The organism is Enterobacter cloacae complex sp. P29RS (genome assembly GCF_014893445.1).
Taxonomy (GTDB): domain Bacteria; phylum Pseudomonadota; class Gammaproteobacteria; order Enterobacterales; family Enterobacteriaceae; genus Enterobacter; species Enterobacter intestinihominis.
In genome coordinates this window covers 60,680-75,661 of record NZ_JADBPZ010000007.1, presented here as the reverse complement: position 1 = coordinate 75,661, position 14,982 = coordinate 60,680, and the positions used below count along the sequence as shown (strand labels likewise).

The 14,982-nt window shown below is 56.7% G+C and carries 17 protein-coding genes; 5 read left to right on the top strand and 12 right to left on the bottom strand.

Translation table 11 applies throughout. The features are described from left to right. Positions 1-4: 4 nt before the first annotated feature. Entirely contained in the window at positions 5-439 is a 435-nt protein-coding gene (locus tag IM282_RS07165) for a DMT family transporter (RefSeq protein ID WP_063148850.1), read from the top strand. A 4-nt stretch (positions 440-443) separates the two neighbouring features. Continuing rightward, on the top strand, positions 444-902 hold the full coding sequence (locus IM282_RS07160; RefSeq protein WP_022648044.1) for a DMT family transporter: 459 nt from the start codon (positions 444-446) through the stop codon (positions 900-902). Here IM282_RS07160 and IM282_RS07155 read toward each other — a convergent pair. Genes IM282_RS07155 through IM282_RS07120 form a run of 8 tightly spaced genes read right to left on the bottom strand, consistent with a single transcriptional unit; the run spans position 899 to position 6,779 of the window. Further along, entirely contained in the window at positions 899-1,432 is a 534-nt protein-coding gene (locus IM282_RS07155; RefSeq protein WP_063841499.1) for a DUF3833 domain-containing protein, read from the bottom strand. The two genes, IM282_RS07160 and IM282_RS07155, sit on opposite strands and share 4 nt — an antisense overlap. Further along, positions 1,429-1,953 carry a hypothetical protein gene (locus tag IM282_RS07150; RefSeq protein WP_045309114.1) on the bottom strand — a complete coding sequence of 175 codons (525 nt, stop codon included), beginning with the start codon at positions 1,951-1,953 and terminating at the stop codon, positions 1,429-1,431. Before IM282_RS07150 ends, IM282_RS07155 begins: the two co-directional genes overlap by 4 nt. Next, the gene (locus tag IM282_RS07145; protein ID WP_046621641.1) at positions 1,950-2,435 is read right to left on the bottom strand and encodes a DUF2878 domain-containing protein; all 486 of its coding nucleotides are present in this window, start codon (positions 2,433-2,435) and stop codon (positions 1,950-1,952) included. The genes IM282_RS07150 and IM282_RS07145 overlap by 4 nt, the downstream gene beginning before the upstream one ends. Beyond that, positions 2,432-3,652 (bottom strand): cyclopropane-fatty-acyl-phospholipid synthase family protein, encoded by a 1,221-nt coding sequence (locus IM282_RS07140; protein WP_108367525.1) that lies wholly within the window; start codon positions 3,650-3,652, stop codon positions 2,432-2,434. The genes IM282_RS07145 and IM282_RS07140 overlap by 4 nt, the downstream gene beginning before the upstream one ends. After that, on the bottom strand, positions 3,649-4,371 hold the full coding sequence (locus IM282_RS07135) for a DUF1365 domain-containing protein (protein ID WP_192970274.1): 723 nt from the start codon (positions 4,369-4,371) through the stop codon (positions 3,649-3,651). The genes IM282_RS07140 and IM282_RS07135 overlap by 4 nt, the downstream gene beginning before the upstream one ends. 1 nt (position 4,372) lies before the next feature. Continuing rightward, the gene (locus tag IM282_RS07130) at positions 4,373-5,632 is read right to left on the bottom strand and encodes an NAD(P)/FAD-dependent oxidoreductase (RefSeq protein ID WP_192970273.1); all 1,260 of its coding nucleotides are present in this window, start codon (positions 5,630-5,632) and stop codon (positions 4,373-4,375) included. Next, positions 5,629-6,348: an SDR family NAD(P)-dependent oxidoreductase gene (locus IM282_RS07125; protein ID WP_171935806.1), complete on the bottom strand. Its 720-nt coding sequence runs from the start codon at positions 6,346-6,348 to the stop codon at positions 5,629-5,631. The genes IM282_RS07130 and IM282_RS07125 overlap by 4 nt, the downstream gene beginning before the upstream one ends. Continuing rightward, positions 6,345-6,779: a nuclear transport factor 2 family protein gene (locus tag IM282_RS07120; RefSeq protein WP_022648036.1), complete on the bottom strand. Its 435-nt coding sequence runs from the start codon at positions 6,777-6,779 to the stop codon at positions 6,345-6,347. Before IM282_RS07120 ends, IM282_RS07125 begins: the two co-directional genes overlap by 4 nt. A 258-nt stretch (positions 6,780-7,037) precedes the next feature. Here IM282_RS07120 and IM282_RS07115 point away from each other — a divergent pair, with 258 nt between their 5' ends. Together IM282_RS07115 and IM282_RS07110 are read left to right on the top strand one after the other, a co-directional pair. Then, positions 7,038-7,235 (top strand): hypothetical protein, encoded by a 198-nt coding sequence (locus IM282_RS07115; RefSeq protein ID WP_022648035.1) that lies wholly within the window; start codon positions 7,038-7,040, stop codon positions 7,233-7,235. Between the two features lies 1 nt (position 7,236). Beyond that, the gene (locus tag IM282_RS07110; RefSeq protein WP_022648034.1) at positions 7,237-7,989 is read left to right on the top strand and encodes a hypothetical protein; all 753 of its coding nucleotides are present in this window, start codon (positions 7,237-7,239) and stop codon (positions 7,987-7,989) included. A 53-nt stretch (positions 7,990-8,042) separates the two neighbouring features. Here IM282_RS07110 and IM282_RS07105 read toward each other — a convergent pair whose 3' ends face one another. Then, the gene (locus IM282_RS07105; protein ID WP_022648033.1) at positions 8,043-10,019 is read right to left on the bottom strand and encodes an alkyl/aryl-sulfatase; all 1,977 of its coding nucleotides are present in this window, start codon (positions 10,017-10,019) and stop codon (positions 8,043-8,045) included. A 203-nt stretch (positions 10,020-10,222) separates the two neighbouring features. On the opposite strand from IM282_RS07105, the gene IM282_RS07100 reads away from it, so the two are divergent. After that, complete coding sequence (locus IM282_RS07100; protein WP_023300038.1) at positions 10,223-10,858, top strand: helix-turn-helix domain-containing protein; 636 nt, start codon at positions 10,223-10,225, stop codon at positions 10,856-10,858. A gap of 38 nt (positions 10,859-10,896) precedes the next feature. Here the strand turns inward: IM282_RS07100 and IM282_RS07095 are convergent, their stop codons facing one another. From IM282_RS07095 to paaX, 3 genes are all read right to left on the bottom strand, one after another. Beyond that, complete coding sequence (locus tag IM282_RS07095; RefSeq protein ID WP_023306141.1) at positions 10,897-12,894, bottom strand: choline BCCT transporter BetT; 1,998 nt, start codon at positions 12,892-12,894, stop codon at positions 10,897-10,899. A gap of 179 nt (positions 12,895-13,073) precedes the next feature. After that, complete coding sequence (paaY, locus tag IM282_RS07090; RefSeq protein ID WP_023300036.1) at positions 13,074-13,679, bottom strand: phenylacetic acid degradation protein PaaY; 606 nt, start codon at positions 13,677-13,679, stop codon at positions 13,074-13,076. Between the two features lie 9 nt (positions 13,680-13,688). Next, complete coding sequence (gene paaX / locus IM282_RS07085) at positions 13,689-14,624, bottom strand: phenylacetic acid degradation operon negative regulatory protein PaaX (RefSeq protein WP_032622213.1); 936 nt, start codon at positions 14,622-14,624, stop codon at positions 13,689-13,691. Positions 14,625-14,982: the final 358 nt, after the last annotated feature.

Here is a 14,982-nt window from a genome sequence, read left to right as displayed (position 1 = left end):
CGTTATGCACATTATTTTAATTTTACTGGTGATTGCCGGCGGCATGGGGTTGTCCGTGGAAGCCGGGCTGCTGGGGCCGCTGGGCGCGGAGGTGGGCGACCTGTGGGCGGCGTTCAGCATATTTAGCGTGGGAACCGGGCTGACGTTTCTGCTGATGCTGTTTTTCAGCCCCCGCAACAGTCCCTCATTTTTTGCGCAGCCGTCATGGCACCTGCTGGGCGGCGTGCTCGGCCCGGTCTACGTCATCATTCTCACCATTGCCACGCCAGCGATCGGTATTGCTATGACGATGATCGGCATTCTGGCAGGCCAGGTCTTTAAAAGCCTGATTATTGACCACTATGGCCTGCTGGGTACGCCGCACCGCAGGATCGATACAAAACGCATTATTGCGCTGGGATTTATCATCACCGCGCTCATTCTCGTGGCGCAGGGGTAACGTTATGACAGTGATTATGATTATTCTGGCGGTGATTGGCGGCGCGACGCTGAGCATTCAGGCTGCCATTAACGGGCAATTAGGCAGCAGCGTGGGGGTATTCAAAAGCGCGTTTCTGACCTTTTCCGTCGGCGCGCTGGTAACCGCCCTGCTCATTTTCTTTTTTGAGCCGAAACAGGCGGTCAGCCTGATGGATGTGCCCAAGTGGCAGCTTCTGGGCGCCCTGTGCGGCGTGCCCTATATAGTGATTATGGTGCTCGCGGTGCAGCGTATCGGCACCGCCGTTGCCACGGTAGCGGTGATCCTGGGTCAGCTGGCCATGAGCATGCTGATTGATAACTTTGGCTGGCTGAACAATGAAGCCATTCCGTTTTCAGCGAGCCGTTTCGGGGCCGTCGTCTGCCTGAGTATCGCGCTCTTCTTCATCTACTCAAGCAGTAAACCTCAGCCCGAAGAGGATTAACCGCCCTCTTTGCGGGTAAAGAACAGCGTCACCGTGGCGACGGTGACGCCAAATTTCTTCATCTCGGTTTTATTGAACAGACGGGTGCTGTCCTGCAAATACATCCAGTCATCAAAGTGCAGCAGCCAGGTTTTGCCGTCCGCCTTCACGTTCATGCTGTAGCGCCAGTTAAGGGCGTTGCCCGAAACCTGACCTGTCGCGACACCTTCTATGTCACCCGCCGTGCCTTCGTAACGATCGTGGCCAATGCGGCGAATATGCCAGACGCGCTGCTGCTTTTCGCCATCGTCATAGACAAAATGCTCGTTCAGCGTCAGCGTATCGCCGATGACATCTCCGGCGATCTCGACGTGAAAACGGCGGATCTGCTTACCGCTGCGGTCCTGCACCATCCCCCACGCCTCGGTTTTGCCCTGGAAGTAGTGGAAAATATCAAGCCTTGGCTGCTGCTGACGATACTCGGTCACTTCTGTGCTGCACCCGGCCACCAGCATTGTCAGTGTAAGCGCCATTAACAGGACTCGTTTCATTGTGGTCCTCCGATTAACTGCTGACGCAGTTCAGGATACTCGGTGCGGGGATCGAGCCAGATCGCCAGAAAGCGCGAGCTAAACGCTGCCGACTGGCGCGGCCCGAGGGGCGTAAATTTTTTCTGCGACGCCGTGGGGCGATACCAGAATTGCCCCTGACCGTTATTAACCACAAACGCGAGCTGCGTGCCGGGCGTGACGTCGGGCCAGAGCGCTTTTAGCATCCGCAGCCAGGCTTCACTCTGCGGCTCCTGCTGCAAAATGCCCTGCGCCTGCCACTGGTCGCGGGTCGCCTCGACCAGGTCGTCGCCATCGATATCCCGGGCATAGGTGATAATCAGCGCGTTATCGCTGTCTGTTCCTGTATAGCTGCCGTCGGGCGTCAGCAGCTGAGAGGTATAAACGGTAAACGGCCCCCAGGTGAGGGTGGCATCGCCTACCTTGCGCCAGCTCAGCCAGTCTGCCGCCTGCGCGTTACAGGCCATAACGGTTAGCGCGAGCGCGAGTAACAGATGTCTCATTGTTGTCTCCCCATCAGCAGGTGGAAAAACAGCATCAGCACCAGCCAGCCCGGGATCATCCAGCTGACGACGATAAAAGTCGGATCCAGGAACGTGATGGCCCCCAGACGCTCGCCAAACAGGTAGGCCAGCGGCCCGCCCAGGGTCGCCAGCGCCGTCAGCAGCCAGCCCGGCAAGGTGGTCGTGCGGGTCAGTTGCGTCCAGACGGTGGCAAACATCAGCCACAGCGCCACCATCCATAGCGGCATCAGAGACGTGCCAGTGAATGAAATCAGCCCCGTCAGCGCCCAGAGGGCGTCCAGCATCGCGCCCGACGCCGCCAGCACAAGGGCGTATACCCGGTGTGATGGCGGTAACAACAGCCAGGCAATCAGCGCCAGCGCGATCCAGATGACCAGCCCCTGCTCGCGAAACAGCACCACCAGCGTCCAGTAGAGATCAAACCCGATGGCCAGCAGAAAGACCTGCCCGTAGCGCTTCATACGCGTTCCGCAGTCAGTTGCACCACGCTGATGGTGCGGGCGTTAAACCCGGCTTCACAGTAGCCGAGGTAGTACAGCCACATCCGGCGGAAACGGTCATCAAATCCGAGCTTTTCAATCTCCTGCCAGGCGTGAACGAAGCGCTGACGCCAGTGCGCCAGCGTGCGGGCGTAGTCCGGCCCCATATCGAAGAGGTTACGCACGACAAAATCGGTATGGCGGGTCATCAGTTCATTCATGGCGGTGATGCTGGGCAAAAAGCCGCCGGGGAAGATGTAGCGCTGAATAAAATCGACGCTTTTGCTGTAGTCGCGATAACGCTGATCCTGAATGGTGATGGCCTGAATCGCCATCCGCCCGCCCGGACGCAGACGCGCCTGGCAGGTGCGGAAAAACGTTGGCAGGTAGCGTTGGCCGACGGCTTCAATCATCTCAACCGACACCAGCTTATCGTACACTCCGGTCAGATCGCGGTAGTCGCAGAGCAGCACCTCAACGCGATCCTGTAAACCTGCCCGCGCGATCCGCGCGGTGGCCCAGTGGTACTGCTCCTGCGATAGCGTGGTAGTTGTGACCCGGCAGCCATAATGACGGGCGGCATATTCCGCCATCGCCCCCCAGCCGGTACCAATCTCCAGCAGATGATCGTTTGCGGTGAGCGCCAGTTGGTCGCACAGCCTGGCCATTTTTGCCTGCTGAGCCGCTGCCAGATCCTGCTCTTCCCCGGTAAACAGCGCGCTGGAGTAAAGGAGTTGTTCATCAAGGAAATGGGCGTAAAAGGCGTTGCCCAAATCGTAATGGGCGGCAATATTTTCCCGTGCCTGCGCGCGGGAGTTGCGCCGCATCCAGTGCCGTAGCCGCTCTACCGGTTTCCCGAGAAGGCGAAACCCTTTTTCCAGTTGCCCGAGGATCTGGCTATTGCGCGCTATCAGCTCCAGCAGCGGCGTCAGGTGGGCCGTCTCCCAGTCGCCATCCATCCACGCTTGTGCCGCGGCGAGGCTGCCCCCGGTTAGAATGCGCCAGTAGACGCCCGGCGCGAGTACCTGCACCTCAGCGTGAAGCGCGGTGGAGGCGTCGCCGAACTGGAATGTCTGCGCGCCTTCACGCAGCGTCAGCGAGCCGCCGCGCAGCCCGTTCAGCAGGCGAAAAAGCAGCCATCGCGCGACGCGGACGTTGCGCGGGATATCGGGTTCAAGCGCAAAGACGGGATCGGTCATGAGCGTTCACTCCTGCTTAGGGGATGGTTATGCAGCGGCACGCGCTTCAGCCACAACCTGAGCGCCTGCCAGTAAATGGCGAAAACGGTTTTGAGAGTCATCAACGGGATCCGCGCCAGCAGCGACCGCAGCGCTGCGCGCGTCAGCGGCTCCCGGCGCAGCGTCAGAGTGGCATCAAACACCTTCGTCTCCTGATGGTTTTCGATATGCATGCGCAGCGTGCTGGCCGGACTGTTGAAGCGCCAGTGGTAGACCATGTCCATCGGATTAAAGGGCGAGACGTGAAACGCTTTTTCCGTCGGCGGGGTGTCCCGCCCCGCTACCGCATAGTAGTGTCGTTCATTCCACGGCGTGTTGCGGACTTCGGCGAGAACCCAGCGCAGGGTGTCTTCCCTGTCATAGCAGTAGTAAAAATTGACCGGGTTAAAATGAAAGCCGAAATAACGCAGTTGGGTTAGAAGCATGACCCGCCCCGCCGGGCGTTCGCCGGTCAGATTTTCCAGACGCTCAAGGACGCGCTCTTTGAGCGGCGTGCCCAGCGGGTAGTCCGCATCATAAAATGCCGCGGGCGCAACGCGGTTACGGCGCACGCCGACGGAGGGCAGCGCGTCCAGCTCATCGAGATCGAGCCAGGCCATAAAGACGCTGTAGGTAAAGTGGTGCGCTTTTGGCGAAAGACGGCGATGGCGCAATGTGCCGTGGTAAAGGCAGCTGTTCATCTCAGTTGCCCTCCCCGGCCGCAATGGCGTTTACCACATCCAGCGCACTGCGTACCCCATCTTCGTGGAAGCCGTTGTACCAGTACGCGCCGCAAAACCAGCTCCGCTGGCGACCATTTATTTCGCCACGCCGGGCCTGGGCTTGCCAGCTTTGCGGGTTAAAAAGCGGATGCTCATAGACAAAGCGGCGCAGCACATAGCGTTCTTCCACCGGCGTTTCCGGGTTGAGGGTGACGCAAAACAGCGGGCTACCCGGCGGCAGTCCCTGTAAGATATTCATGTTGTAGGTGACGCAGGCGCTGGCCCGATCCTGCTCGCTGAGGCGGTAGTTCCAGCTCGCCCACGCGCGCTTGCGCACCGGCAGCCAGCGCGGATCGCTGTGAAGCACCACCTCGTTACGCTGCCAGCCGATATCACCCAGCACCTCACGTTCAGCCTGCGTTGGGCTGGCGAGCATCGCCAGCGCCTGAGCGGAGTGGCAGGCGAAGATCACCTGATCAAAGTTGTCTGTTACGCCCTCACGCGTTATATCAACCCCGCGATCGTGGCGAATAACCTGCTGCACCGGCGCATTGAGGTGCAGCGTCAGGCGATCGCCAAGCTTGTCCATCATCGCGCGGATGTACTCCCGGGAGCCGCCCGGCACCACGTACCACTGCGGACGATGGGTAATGTCCAGCAGACCGTGGTTTTCAAAAAAGCGTAAAAAGAGCAGCAGCGGGAAGCGTTTCATCTCCTGTAGCGAGGATGACCAGATAGCCGCCCCCATTGGCAGAATGTAGTGACGCGCAAAAAAAGGCGTGAAGCGGTGCTGGTGCAGGAACGTCTCCAGCGTGGCGGACTCGCTGACGTCACCCCGGAGCGTCTGTTTCGCCAGCCGGTTAAAGCGCACGATCTCCTTCAGCAGCGTCCAGAAGGCAGGGTTTAACAGATTACGACGCTGGGCGAACAGCGACGTCAGCGTGTGGCCGTTGTACTCCAGCCCGCTCTGCGGGTTATGTACCGAAAAACTCATCTGCGTTTTTTGCCCGCTGATGCCCAGTTCGCTCAGCAGCCCCATGAAGCGCGGATAGGTGCGGTCGTTGTAGACAATAAAACCGGTGTCGATGGCAAAGTTGCCCTGCGGCGTGTCGACATCCACCGTTGCGGTATGCCCGCCCGGCGTAGCCTGCGCTTCAAACAGCGTGACCTGATGATGTCCGGCGAGCCGCCAGGCACAGGTTAACCCGGCGATACCGCTGCCGATAATCGCGATCTTCATGGTCGCACCATCCTGCGCAGCAGTGCGCGCTGAAGTATATCGGGCAGACCGGAGAGCAGGCGCAGCGCCAGGCTAAACCCGGCGGGAAACGCGATATGATCCTTCCCTTTTGCCAGACCGCGACGAATGGCATGGACGGCGTCCTCCACGCTGACCCGGCCCGGCATCGGGAAATCATTTTTTCGGGTCAGCGGCGTGTCGACAAAACCAGGTGAAACGACCGTGACGGCGATCCCTTTCGGCTCCCAGTCGAGGCGCAGCGTGTCGGCAAACCAGGTTAACGCCGCTTTAGAGGCGCCATAGGCTTCTGCTCGCGGGAAGTGAAGCCAGTGCGCCATCGAACTGATCAGCACCACGCGGTTGCCGGATATCAGCTGCGGCTGCAACGCCGCAAGGCAGTTTACCGGCCCCATGAAATTGGTGGTCATGACCCGCGCCACCAACGCGGCATCCACCTCGCCGCGATCGAGATACTCGCAGGTTCCGGCGCAAAGAATCACCGTGTCGGCAGCACAGTCCGCCAGCGCCTGGCGACAGGCGTCCCTGTCTGTCATATCGAACAGGCGCACCGTAATGTTGGGGCTGTGCTGATGCACAGCTGCCAGACGTTGCGCATCGCGCCCGCAGGCAATCACCCGGTAACCATCGTCGGCAAAAGATTTCGCCAGCCCGGCCCCTATGCCCGAGCTTGCGCCGGTGATCAGAACCGTTTTCATGATTTCACTCTCCGCTTCACGCCGCGTACGGCCCAGCCGAGCACCGGAAGATGTTCGTAAATCATCTCTCCGGCATCGTAGTAATCCCGCTGGCGAACTATGCGATCGTCGCGCATGTCTACCACAGAGCAGCCCGGCAGCTGGCGCATTGCCCCCCGGGCAATACGCGGGTGCGACCAGTGCATCATCCAGGTAACAACAAAGCGATCGCCCTGCTGCAACGGTGCATCGACGGTAAAGCGGCACCGCTGGACGTTAGCCAGCAGGTGAGTGAAATAGCGCTGAATCGCGAACAACCCGCTGTGTTCGCCAAAGGGATCGATAAGCGTGGCATCGGCGCGATAAATCTTTGCCAGCGCCGAAGGTGGCTGGGTATCCAGCGTGGCGTAATAATCAACGAATCGACTGATGACGGACGGCAACGTGCTCATGGGTCACATCCTGGCTGTAAACAACGTAGCGAAATCGCATAATTAAAACTTACACAATTAGCGTTATTTGTCCAAGTTTGTGCAGATATATTTTTTATACCTCTTTTAATTCAGTATTTTAAAAACTTTCCCTGAGGTGCCAATTTGAGTCAAAAGCAGATTCTCACCGCCGTGCCGTTATTTTTTAGGGATAACCTTAAGGCAAAGGTGCCATTTATCTTCCAGACTTATCCTTTTAATTCATAAGGATGTCACGCGATGAAAAATTTACTGATGGCGCTCTTTTCCAGCCCGGAATCCTTGTTGCAGGTTATGAGTCACCAGGAAATTATCGAAGCCGTAGAGGATGGCGACCGCATCATCATCGATCAGGATGGAAACGCCTCGGTTAACTACAAAAGTAACGAGGTTCGGCAGGACTTTCTGCGCCATGTCAACGCGCTGAAGAGGGCCTGAAATGGGAACGGCAATATTCATGGTATTGATGGTATGCGGCTACTGGTACACCAGCCGCGATCTCTCAACCCGGTTCAAAATTAAGCGTTCATTCGGCTGGGATGTCTATTTCCTTGTGGCGCTGTATGGCTGCATTTTCGTTTTACAGGGCGTGATCGCCACCGGCCTGCTCTGGCTGCTGTTGTTCGCCCTCTCCGCCGCCGACAACACGTTCCATTTCACGTCCGCAAAATACGCCGACTGGCAAATTGATTTTATGAACTGGAGCTTTTTAGGAATTCAGGCTCCGGTCGTGGTGATGCTGGCCTTTGCGATCCTGTTTTGTCTCTATCGTTCTAACTGGGCCGGTAGCGCGCGGCTGGACGGCGAAGGCCGGAAAAAGCTCTACAAGCGGCTGGCGCAATCGAGCGGGATTGAACAACTGCTCTATCAGTGCATGGAGGAAGGTGAACTTGCGCACGTCACGCTGAAGTCGCGGCGGATTTATATTGGCATGATCCATACCGCCACGCTGGAGTATGAAAAAACCGCCAATATCGTGCTTATCCCGATGCTGAGCGGCTACCGCGACGGGGAGAACATGCAGCTGTGTATTGAGCACAACTACAGCAAATGGTACGCCGAGCATGAGGTTACGCTCGACTCAGAGCCAAAAAGCGCTATGGATTTCCGTAAGGTGATCATGCTTGATCAGATCGAGAGTATTTCGCTGTTCGATCCGGCAAGTGCCAGCGCGCTGGCGATGCGTGAATAAAAAAATGGCGCCTTATTTCTAAGGCGCCAGGATTATGTGGATGAAACCTGAACTTATGGCGTTACGATATTGAACCAGAAGTCAAATTTGTCCATGTAGCTCAGCATCTCTTCCAGCTTCGCCCCGTTTCCACTCACCTTCACGTCACCTTTATCCATCGCCTGCTTCAGCGTCTCTTTCTTAAGGATGATGTTGTTCAGCGTGGTGCGGTCAAGCGCGATAGTTGCGTCGGCATCCTTCGCCTGCGCGTTGGCGGTATGGTTCAGCACGCCGTTTTCCAGCTCCAGCTTGTATTTGCCGCCATCCTTACCGAGATCGACATTGAAGACCGCCTTCGCGTTACCGGCACGCACCCCGTTGATGTGCACACCCAGGTAGTCGAAGAACATTTCCGGGGTCATCGCCCGCACGGTATCCGGGCTGGCGGTGTTCGGCGTCGGCAGCTTCTTCACGCCATTACGCAGTTCTTGCGCGCCGGTCAGGTAGAAGTTACGCCAGGTGCCCGCCTCCGCCTGGTAACCTAACTGCTCAAGCGCGTCGGCTTCCAGATTACGGGCAGCCTGGTTGTTAGGATCGGCAAAGACCACTTTGCTGACCACCTGAGCAACCCAACGGTAATTACCCTGCTGATAATCCGCTTTGGCTTTCTGCATGATGGCATCAGCGCCGCCCATGTACTGCACGAACTTCTTCGCAGCCTGTTCAGGCGGCAGCTCGTCGAGGGTTGCCGGGTTGCCGTCGAACCAGCCGAGATAAAACACGTAAGTGGCTTTGACGTCGTGGCTAACGGAGCCGTAGTAACCGCGGCTTGCCCACTGTTTCTCGAGCGATTCCGGCAGCTTAAATTCTGCGGCGATCTCATCGCGAGTCAGGCCTTTGTTGGCCATACGCAGGGTCTGGTCGTTGATGTAGCGGTACATATCGCGCTGGCCTTTCATCAGCTTGACGATATTCTCGTTACCCCAGGTCGGCCAGTGGTGCTGCGCAATAATCACTTCCGCGTCCGCGCCCCAGCGCTCAATGGCGGCGTTAATGTACTTAGACCAGGCCAGCGGGTCGCGGATTTTCGCGCCGCGCAAGGAGTAGGTGTTGTGCAGAGTATGGGTCACGTCCTCTGCGGCCTCGATCATTTTCTTCTCTTTGACGTACCACAGCATCTCCGACGGAGCTTCTGAACCCGGCGCCATCATAAAGTCGTAGGTCAAGCCGTCGATCACTTCTTCCTGACCGGTATGGGTAATGTAGTCGGTCGGCGGGATGAGGGTGACAGTACCCGCAGAGGTGGTGGTGCCAAGGCCTGCACCCACCTGGCCTTTTGCATCCGGCTTCAGCAGGTTGCCGTACATATAGCTCGCACGGCGGCTCATCGCGTTTCCGGCCATAATGTTTTCGGAAACCGCCTCTTTCATAAAGCCATCCGGCGCGTAGATTTTCACTTTGCCAGACTTGACGTCAGCTTCGTCAACCACGCCGCGCAGGCCGCCATAGTGGTCAACGTGGCTGTGGGTGATCACCACAGCGACGACCGGTTTCTTGCCGCGGTTTGCATAGTAGAGATCCAGCGCTTCTTTCGCCGGTTCAGCGCTTAACAGCGGGTCGATAACGGTAATGCCCTTCTCGCCCTCAATGATGGTCATGTTGGAGAGATCGAGATTACGGATCTGATATACGCCGTCGGTGACCTTAAACAGCCCGCCAATGTTGATCAGCTGTGACTGACGCCACAGGCTCGGGTTTACCGTATCCGGGGCTTTTTCACCCTCTTTGACGAAATCATATTTCGCCGGGTTCCAGATAACGTTCCCCTGCTCGCCTTTGATCATGTTTTGCGGCAGCGGGGCGATAAAGCCTTTATGGGCATTTTCAAAGTCGGTTTTATCGGCAAACGGTAATTTGTTATACAGGGCGTTATTAGCCTGCTGGGTTGTAGGAGTGGCATCCTGCGGCTGTACTTCCGCAAACGCGGAAAGCGACAGCGACGTCAACACACCGGCCAGCGCCAGATGTTTAGCGATTATCGTTAATTTCATTAAATGGCCTCATAGATTAATTGCGCCGCCAGCGATATTTAATTGTGGCGGATAATTTTAATGCGAACTTATTGAGGACCATTCTAACCAGAATACCTTCCCTTCATAGTCCCATATGGGACTGGTTATTTATCGATTCGTAATTCGTGGGCTATTGCTGCTATACTCGCTACCATAGCAGACGTTGCGGGGAGAGGCTTAGCGTGAATTTTCAGGATATCCATACCTATTATCAGCAACTCAATATTGGGCAATTTTTTCCGCAAATGCTTTGTAAAGGCGAGGTCTTAACCGTTGCCGCAAATAAAAAACTCACCGTTGAACCTGGCTATATTTATTTTTGTACTGAAGGGTCACTGACGATATTAATGCCTGATGATGGGCTGAATATTGGCAATACTATTGAGTATATGCCGATCGGGTTAATGGAAAGGTATTGTCCACTGGCGAAGTATGAATATCGCAGCAGTGCCAGGGTGAAACTGGTGAGAATATCCTGGGCCGACTTCGACCAGATATTTTTCCAGGGTGGGCCTGAGCGCATGCAGGCGCTGGCCACCATACTGACCTACATGTCGATATTCACCATCGACCTGCATAACGAACGCAGGCAGGTCACCAGCTACCAGACCATTAAACCTATGCTCTATCGCTATCTTTATCGGCAGGAAACCCACACCGGAGAGAATGAGGGTCTGGCGCTGTTTATCATCAAGCGCACTAACCTGTCGCGAACGCATGTCTTTCGCGTGCTGGCGGATCTTAAAGCCGGGGGCTATATCACCATGAAGCGCGGAAAGCTGGTGTCGATAGACCGTCCGCTGCCGGAGGCGTATTAAATTACGCCCCTGAAGCGAATGCTTCAGGGGCTGGCTGATTAACGCACCAGGTGCAGGAAGTGCAGATGTTTTTCATACTGGTCCAGGATATCGTTAATTAACTGCTCCTGGTTCCAGCCCATCACATCGTAATTTTGCCCACCTTCCTTGAGGTAGATTTCTGCCCGATAGTACCGGTGCTGTTCTGCCTGATTCTCATCATTCTCCATGGCCGCTAGCGCGAAGGTCGGCGAGTTATAGCCACGCAGCCTGACTTCATAAATGAAATTCAGCTCATTGCCTAAATCCACCTCAAGGCGAATACGATCGTCCGACGCGTCGCTGATATGGCTCTGCGTTCCCTGCTTATTCAGTTCATCCTGCACCAGCACCATGGCCGGTTTGATCACTTCTTCCATAAAGCGTTTCACCAGGGAGCGTTTAGGTAAGTAGGCGATGTTACGTAGTCTGCGCTGCCACGGAATGGGGTTACGGGCCGCTGTCGGCGCGATCGTGGCCATACTCAGGCTCTCGCGTTTGGTCAAATCGCGTCGGAGCGCCTTCAGCAACCCATAGATTGAGACCAGCAGGATCATCGAGAACGGTAGCGCGCTGGCGATGGTCACGGTTTGCAGCGCACTCAGTCCGCCCGCGAGCAGCAGCGCGATAGCGACTACGCCCATCAGCGCGGCCCAGAAGATGCGCTGCCAGACGGGTGTATTGGCCTCGCCGCCGGACGCGAGGGTATCCACCACCATCGCCCCGGAGTCAGCGGAGGTTACAAAGAAGACAATAACCATCGCCATGGCGATAAATGACAGCACGGAAGAGAACGGGAAATGCTCAAGGAAATTAAACAGCGCCAGCGCCACGTCCTGCTGGACGGTATTCGCCAGATCGGACGCTCCCTTGTTCATGATGAGGTAAATGGCGCTATTGCCGAACACCGTCATCCACATCAGGGTAAAGCCCGCCGGGACAAACAGCACGCCAGTCACGAACTCGCGGATGGTTCTGCCGCGGGACACACGGGCAATGAACATCCCGACAAACGGCGACCAGGACAGCCACCAGCCCCAGTACAGCAGCGTCCAGCCTCCCAGCCAGTTGCTGGATTTCGGTTCATAAGCGTACAGGTTAAACGTCTTGCTCACCAGCTCGGACAGGTATCCGCCGGTATTTTCCACAAAGGATTTCAGCAGGAGTACGGTTGGCCCCAGGCACAACACCAGCACCAGCAGCAGTACCGCCAGCCCCAGATTGAGCTCTGATAAAATGCGAATGCCTTTATCCAGACCGGACACCACAGAAATGGTCGCCAGCCCGGTAATCAGGACGATAAGGATCACCTGCACGGTATCGTTGATGGGCACGCCAAAAAGGTGGTTCAGCCCGGCATTGACCTGTAAAACGCCGTAACCTAACGAGGTCGCCACGCCAAATACGGTGCCGATTACCGCGAAGATATCCACCGCATGACCTATCGGGCCGTAAATACGGTCGCCGATAATCGGATAAAGCGCCGAACGAAGCGTCAAAGGCAGGCCGTGGCGGTAGCTGAAGAACGCCAGAATCAACGCAACGATGGCGTAGATAGCCCAGGCGTGCAGCCCCCAGTGGAAGAATGTCAGCCGCATGGCCTCTTTGGCCGCAGCGACCGTTTCAGGTGTCCCCACCGGCGGGGAAAGGTAGTGCATGACCGGCTCCGCCACGCCGAAGAACATCAGGCCGATCCCCATCCCCGCCGAGAACAGCATGGCGAACCAGGAGTGGTAGCTGAAGTCAGGCTGGGAGTGGTCGGGCCCGAGTTTAATATCGCCGTAGCGGGACAAGCCGAGGAACGTCACACTCATTAAAATCAGCGCGACGGCAAGAATGTAAAACCAGCTGGCGTTGGTGAATATTTGCTGTTGCAGTAGCTTAAAGTTTTTATCGGCAACGTCAGGGAAAATCGCGGCAAAGGCGACAAGAAGGAAAATTAACAAAGCAGATGTGTAAAATACCGCTTTGTTAATCTGGCTTTTGGACTGCTTTGGGATAGTGTCGTTTTCACTCATATAGTGTCTTCCATAAACGCATTGACCGCTCTGAATGAGAGGCGTGATCTGCGTCAGGGTAACAAAATCCCTTTATGGATGCAGGTCTGAAACGTTCAATTATACACTATCCCCAAAGGGTATTTGTTGCGCGTTAACGCATCCCTATGCCATTGCATTATTTCGCAGGCAAGAAATGGTTAATTATCCCGGCCAGCCGACTTGGGCCGTAAGTTCTCATCGAATACCAGCCGTTTGCGGCCGGGCTCTTCTTCCCGCAGCGGCTCTACCTGATGCAGCGTCTGCTTACAGCGATCCACCAGCACCTGATACTCCCGCGTGCCCTGCTTTTTCCACTCTATTTCCTGCGCGCTTAGCTCACGAATCGCTTTCGCCGGACTGCCAAGAATTAAGTGATTCGCAGGCATTTCCGCTTTGGCCTTCACAAACGCCGCCGCCCCGACGATGCTGTTTTCGCCGATCGTCGCTCCGTCCATCACCACCGCATTCATCCCCACCAGCGCATTACGGCGGATAATGCAGCCGTGCAGGATCGCGCTGTGGCCGATATGCCCGTCCTCTTCCACCACCGTGTCCTGCTCCGGAAAACCGTGCATCACGCAGTTATCCTGAATGTTCGCGCCGTCTTTCACCACGATCCGGCCAAAATCACCGCGCAGGCTGGCGTTGGGGCCTACGTAAACACCTTTGCCGAGGATCACGTCGCCAATCAGCACCGCGGTCGGGTGAACATAGCTCTCTTCAGGCACGACCGGCGTCAGACCATCAATTTGATAAACAGGCATACCCTCTCCTTATGTGATATTCAGACCACCAAAACGCTGGTGATAAAGCGTGCCGGGCGCGGGCAGCTCGCCGACGGAGGTTTCCCCCTTCTCACTGACAAACGCCAGGGCTCCCGCTGCCACGCGCTGGTAGATGTTAATGCACAGCTGTCGCGCGCTCTGTCCCGCCCAGTGCGCCGGGAGTAACTCCTCCGGCAACAGCGGATCTTTCAGCACCACGCGACGATAAAAATGAATGAGTAACAGCTGGATCTGGAAGCAGCGTTCCGGGGTTAAATCCTCGGGCGACGCCTCTTTCAGCAGCGGCAGCAGCGGACGGAACGAGTTGATAAACGTTTCGTACATCGCGTTTTGTTCGGTCAGCTGCCAGCACTCTTCCACGCGGGATCGTAATGCCGCGCGTGACAAAGCCAGCGGCGAATGAGCTTCAAAGAAAATGACGTTTTCCGCCACGCCCGCGTCATGCAACAGCGACTGCACGTCCGCGAGGTTCTGCGACGGCGAGGCCATCAGGCTCGGCGCCAGCGTGCCGAACCCTTGCCAGATGAGCTGTTTTTTCACGTCCGCGAGCGTGGTTTTATCCAGCCCCTCGGAAAGCAGTAGCAGCCATTTACCATCCCACGCCGGCAATTCTGCACGGTAGATTTTATTTTCCGCGCGTCGGGTCAAACGCAGCCCCTTGTCGCTGAGACGGTAAAAGCTGCGGCGGCCAATGCGGGACACGTCCAGCCAGCCCTCTTTGTTGAGGCGAAACAGCGCGGTGCGCACAAAGCGCTCCCCGAATCCCATCCCTTCCAGCAGGGCCGCCAGGCTGCCGAGCCAGATCTCTCCGCCGCGATGGGAAAGCGCGTCGCCATACAGCGAGGAGATAAGCGACGTTCCGCTGACGGGAACAGAGCTGACTGCGTGCTGGATAAAGGCATCAAGTTTATTCATGTGATTCATTCTGTTGTTATTTTTTTCCTGGATGAATCATAGCATAGGAATCTGGGGTTTCCCCCTCACCCTAACCCTCTCCCAAAGGGAGAGGGAACTTAATACACCCTCTCCCTTTGGGCTGAGGGATCCCCAGTAATTTTTTTATGCAGAAGCAATAAAGTTGCTTTCTAAATGACTGATGGCTGTCAGCGATGCCCTGGTCCGGCTGTAAATCGCTGAGGCGTTTCCTGCAGGCCGGGGCGAGGCGCAGGGATGCGCCGAGAGGGCGGCTTTACAGGGACGTTGCCTCCGCCCGTACCCGATAAGCCGGAAGGAATAAGCCGAGGGCACCGCGAAGCGGCGATTTACCGCCGGGAGCCCGGGT

Coding starts and splice junctions, on each gene's coding strand:
- paaX (WP_032622213.1), bottom strand. CDS start 14,624: ATGAATCACATGAATAAACTTGATGCCTTTATCCAGCACGCAGTCAGC.
- IM282_RS07110 (WP_022648034.1), top strand. CDS start 7,237: ATGGGAACGGCAATATTCATGGTATTGATGGTATGCGGCTACTGGTAC.
- IM282_RS07165 (WP_063148850.1), top strand. CDS start 5: ATGCACATTATTTTAATTTTACTGGTGATTGCCGGCGGCATGGGGTTG.
- paaY (WP_023300036.1), bottom strand. CDS start 13,679: ATGCCTGTTTATCAAATTGATGGTCTGACGCCGGTCGTGCCTGAAGAG.
- IM282_RS07135 (WP_192970274.1), bottom strand. CDS start 4,371: ATGAACAGCTGCCTTTACCACGGCACATTGCGCCATCGCCGTCTTTCG.
- IM282_RS07120 (WP_022648036.1), bottom strand. CDS start 6,779: ATGAGCACGTTGCCGTCCGTCATCAGTCGATTCGTTGATTATTACGCC.
- IM282_RS07150 (WP_045309114.1), bottom strand. CDS start 1,953: ATGAGACATCTGTTACTCGCGCTCGCGCTAACCGTTATGGCCTGTAAC.
- IM282_RS07105 (WP_022648033.1), bottom strand. CDS start 10,019: ATGAAATTAACGATAATCGCTAAACATCTGGCGCTGGCCGGTGTGTTG.
- IM282_RS07160 (WP_022648044.1), top strand. CDS start 444: ATGACAGTGATTATGATTATTCTGGCGGTGATTGGCGGCGCGACGCTG.
- IM282_RS07145 (WP_046621641.1), bottom strand. CDS start 2,435: ATGAAGCGCTACGGGCAGGTCTTTCTGCTGGCCATCGGGTTTGATCTC.
- IM282_RS07095 (WP_023306141.1), bottom strand. CDS start 12,894: ATGAGTGAAAACGACACTATCCCAAAGCAGTCCAAAAGCCAGATTAAC.
- IM282_RS07125 (WP_171935806.1), bottom strand. CDS start 6,348: ATGAAAACGGTTCTGATCACCGGCGCAAGCTCGGGCATAGGGGCCGGG.
- IM282_RS07115 (WP_022648035.1), top strand. CDS start 7,038: ATGAAAAATTTACTGATGGCGCTCTTTTCCAGCCCGGAATCCTTGTTG.
- IM282_RS07130 (WP_192970273.1), bottom strand. CDS start 5,632: ATGAAGATCGCGATTATCGGCAGCGGTATCGCCGGGTTAACCTGTGCC.
- IM282_RS07140 (WP_108367525.1), bottom strand. CDS start 3,652: ATGACCGATCCCGTCTTTGCGCTTGAACCCGATATCCCGCGCAACGTC.
- IM282_RS07155 (WP_063841499.1), bottom strand. CDS start 1,432: ATGAAACGAGTCCTGTTAATGGCGCTTACACTGACAATGCTGGTGGCC.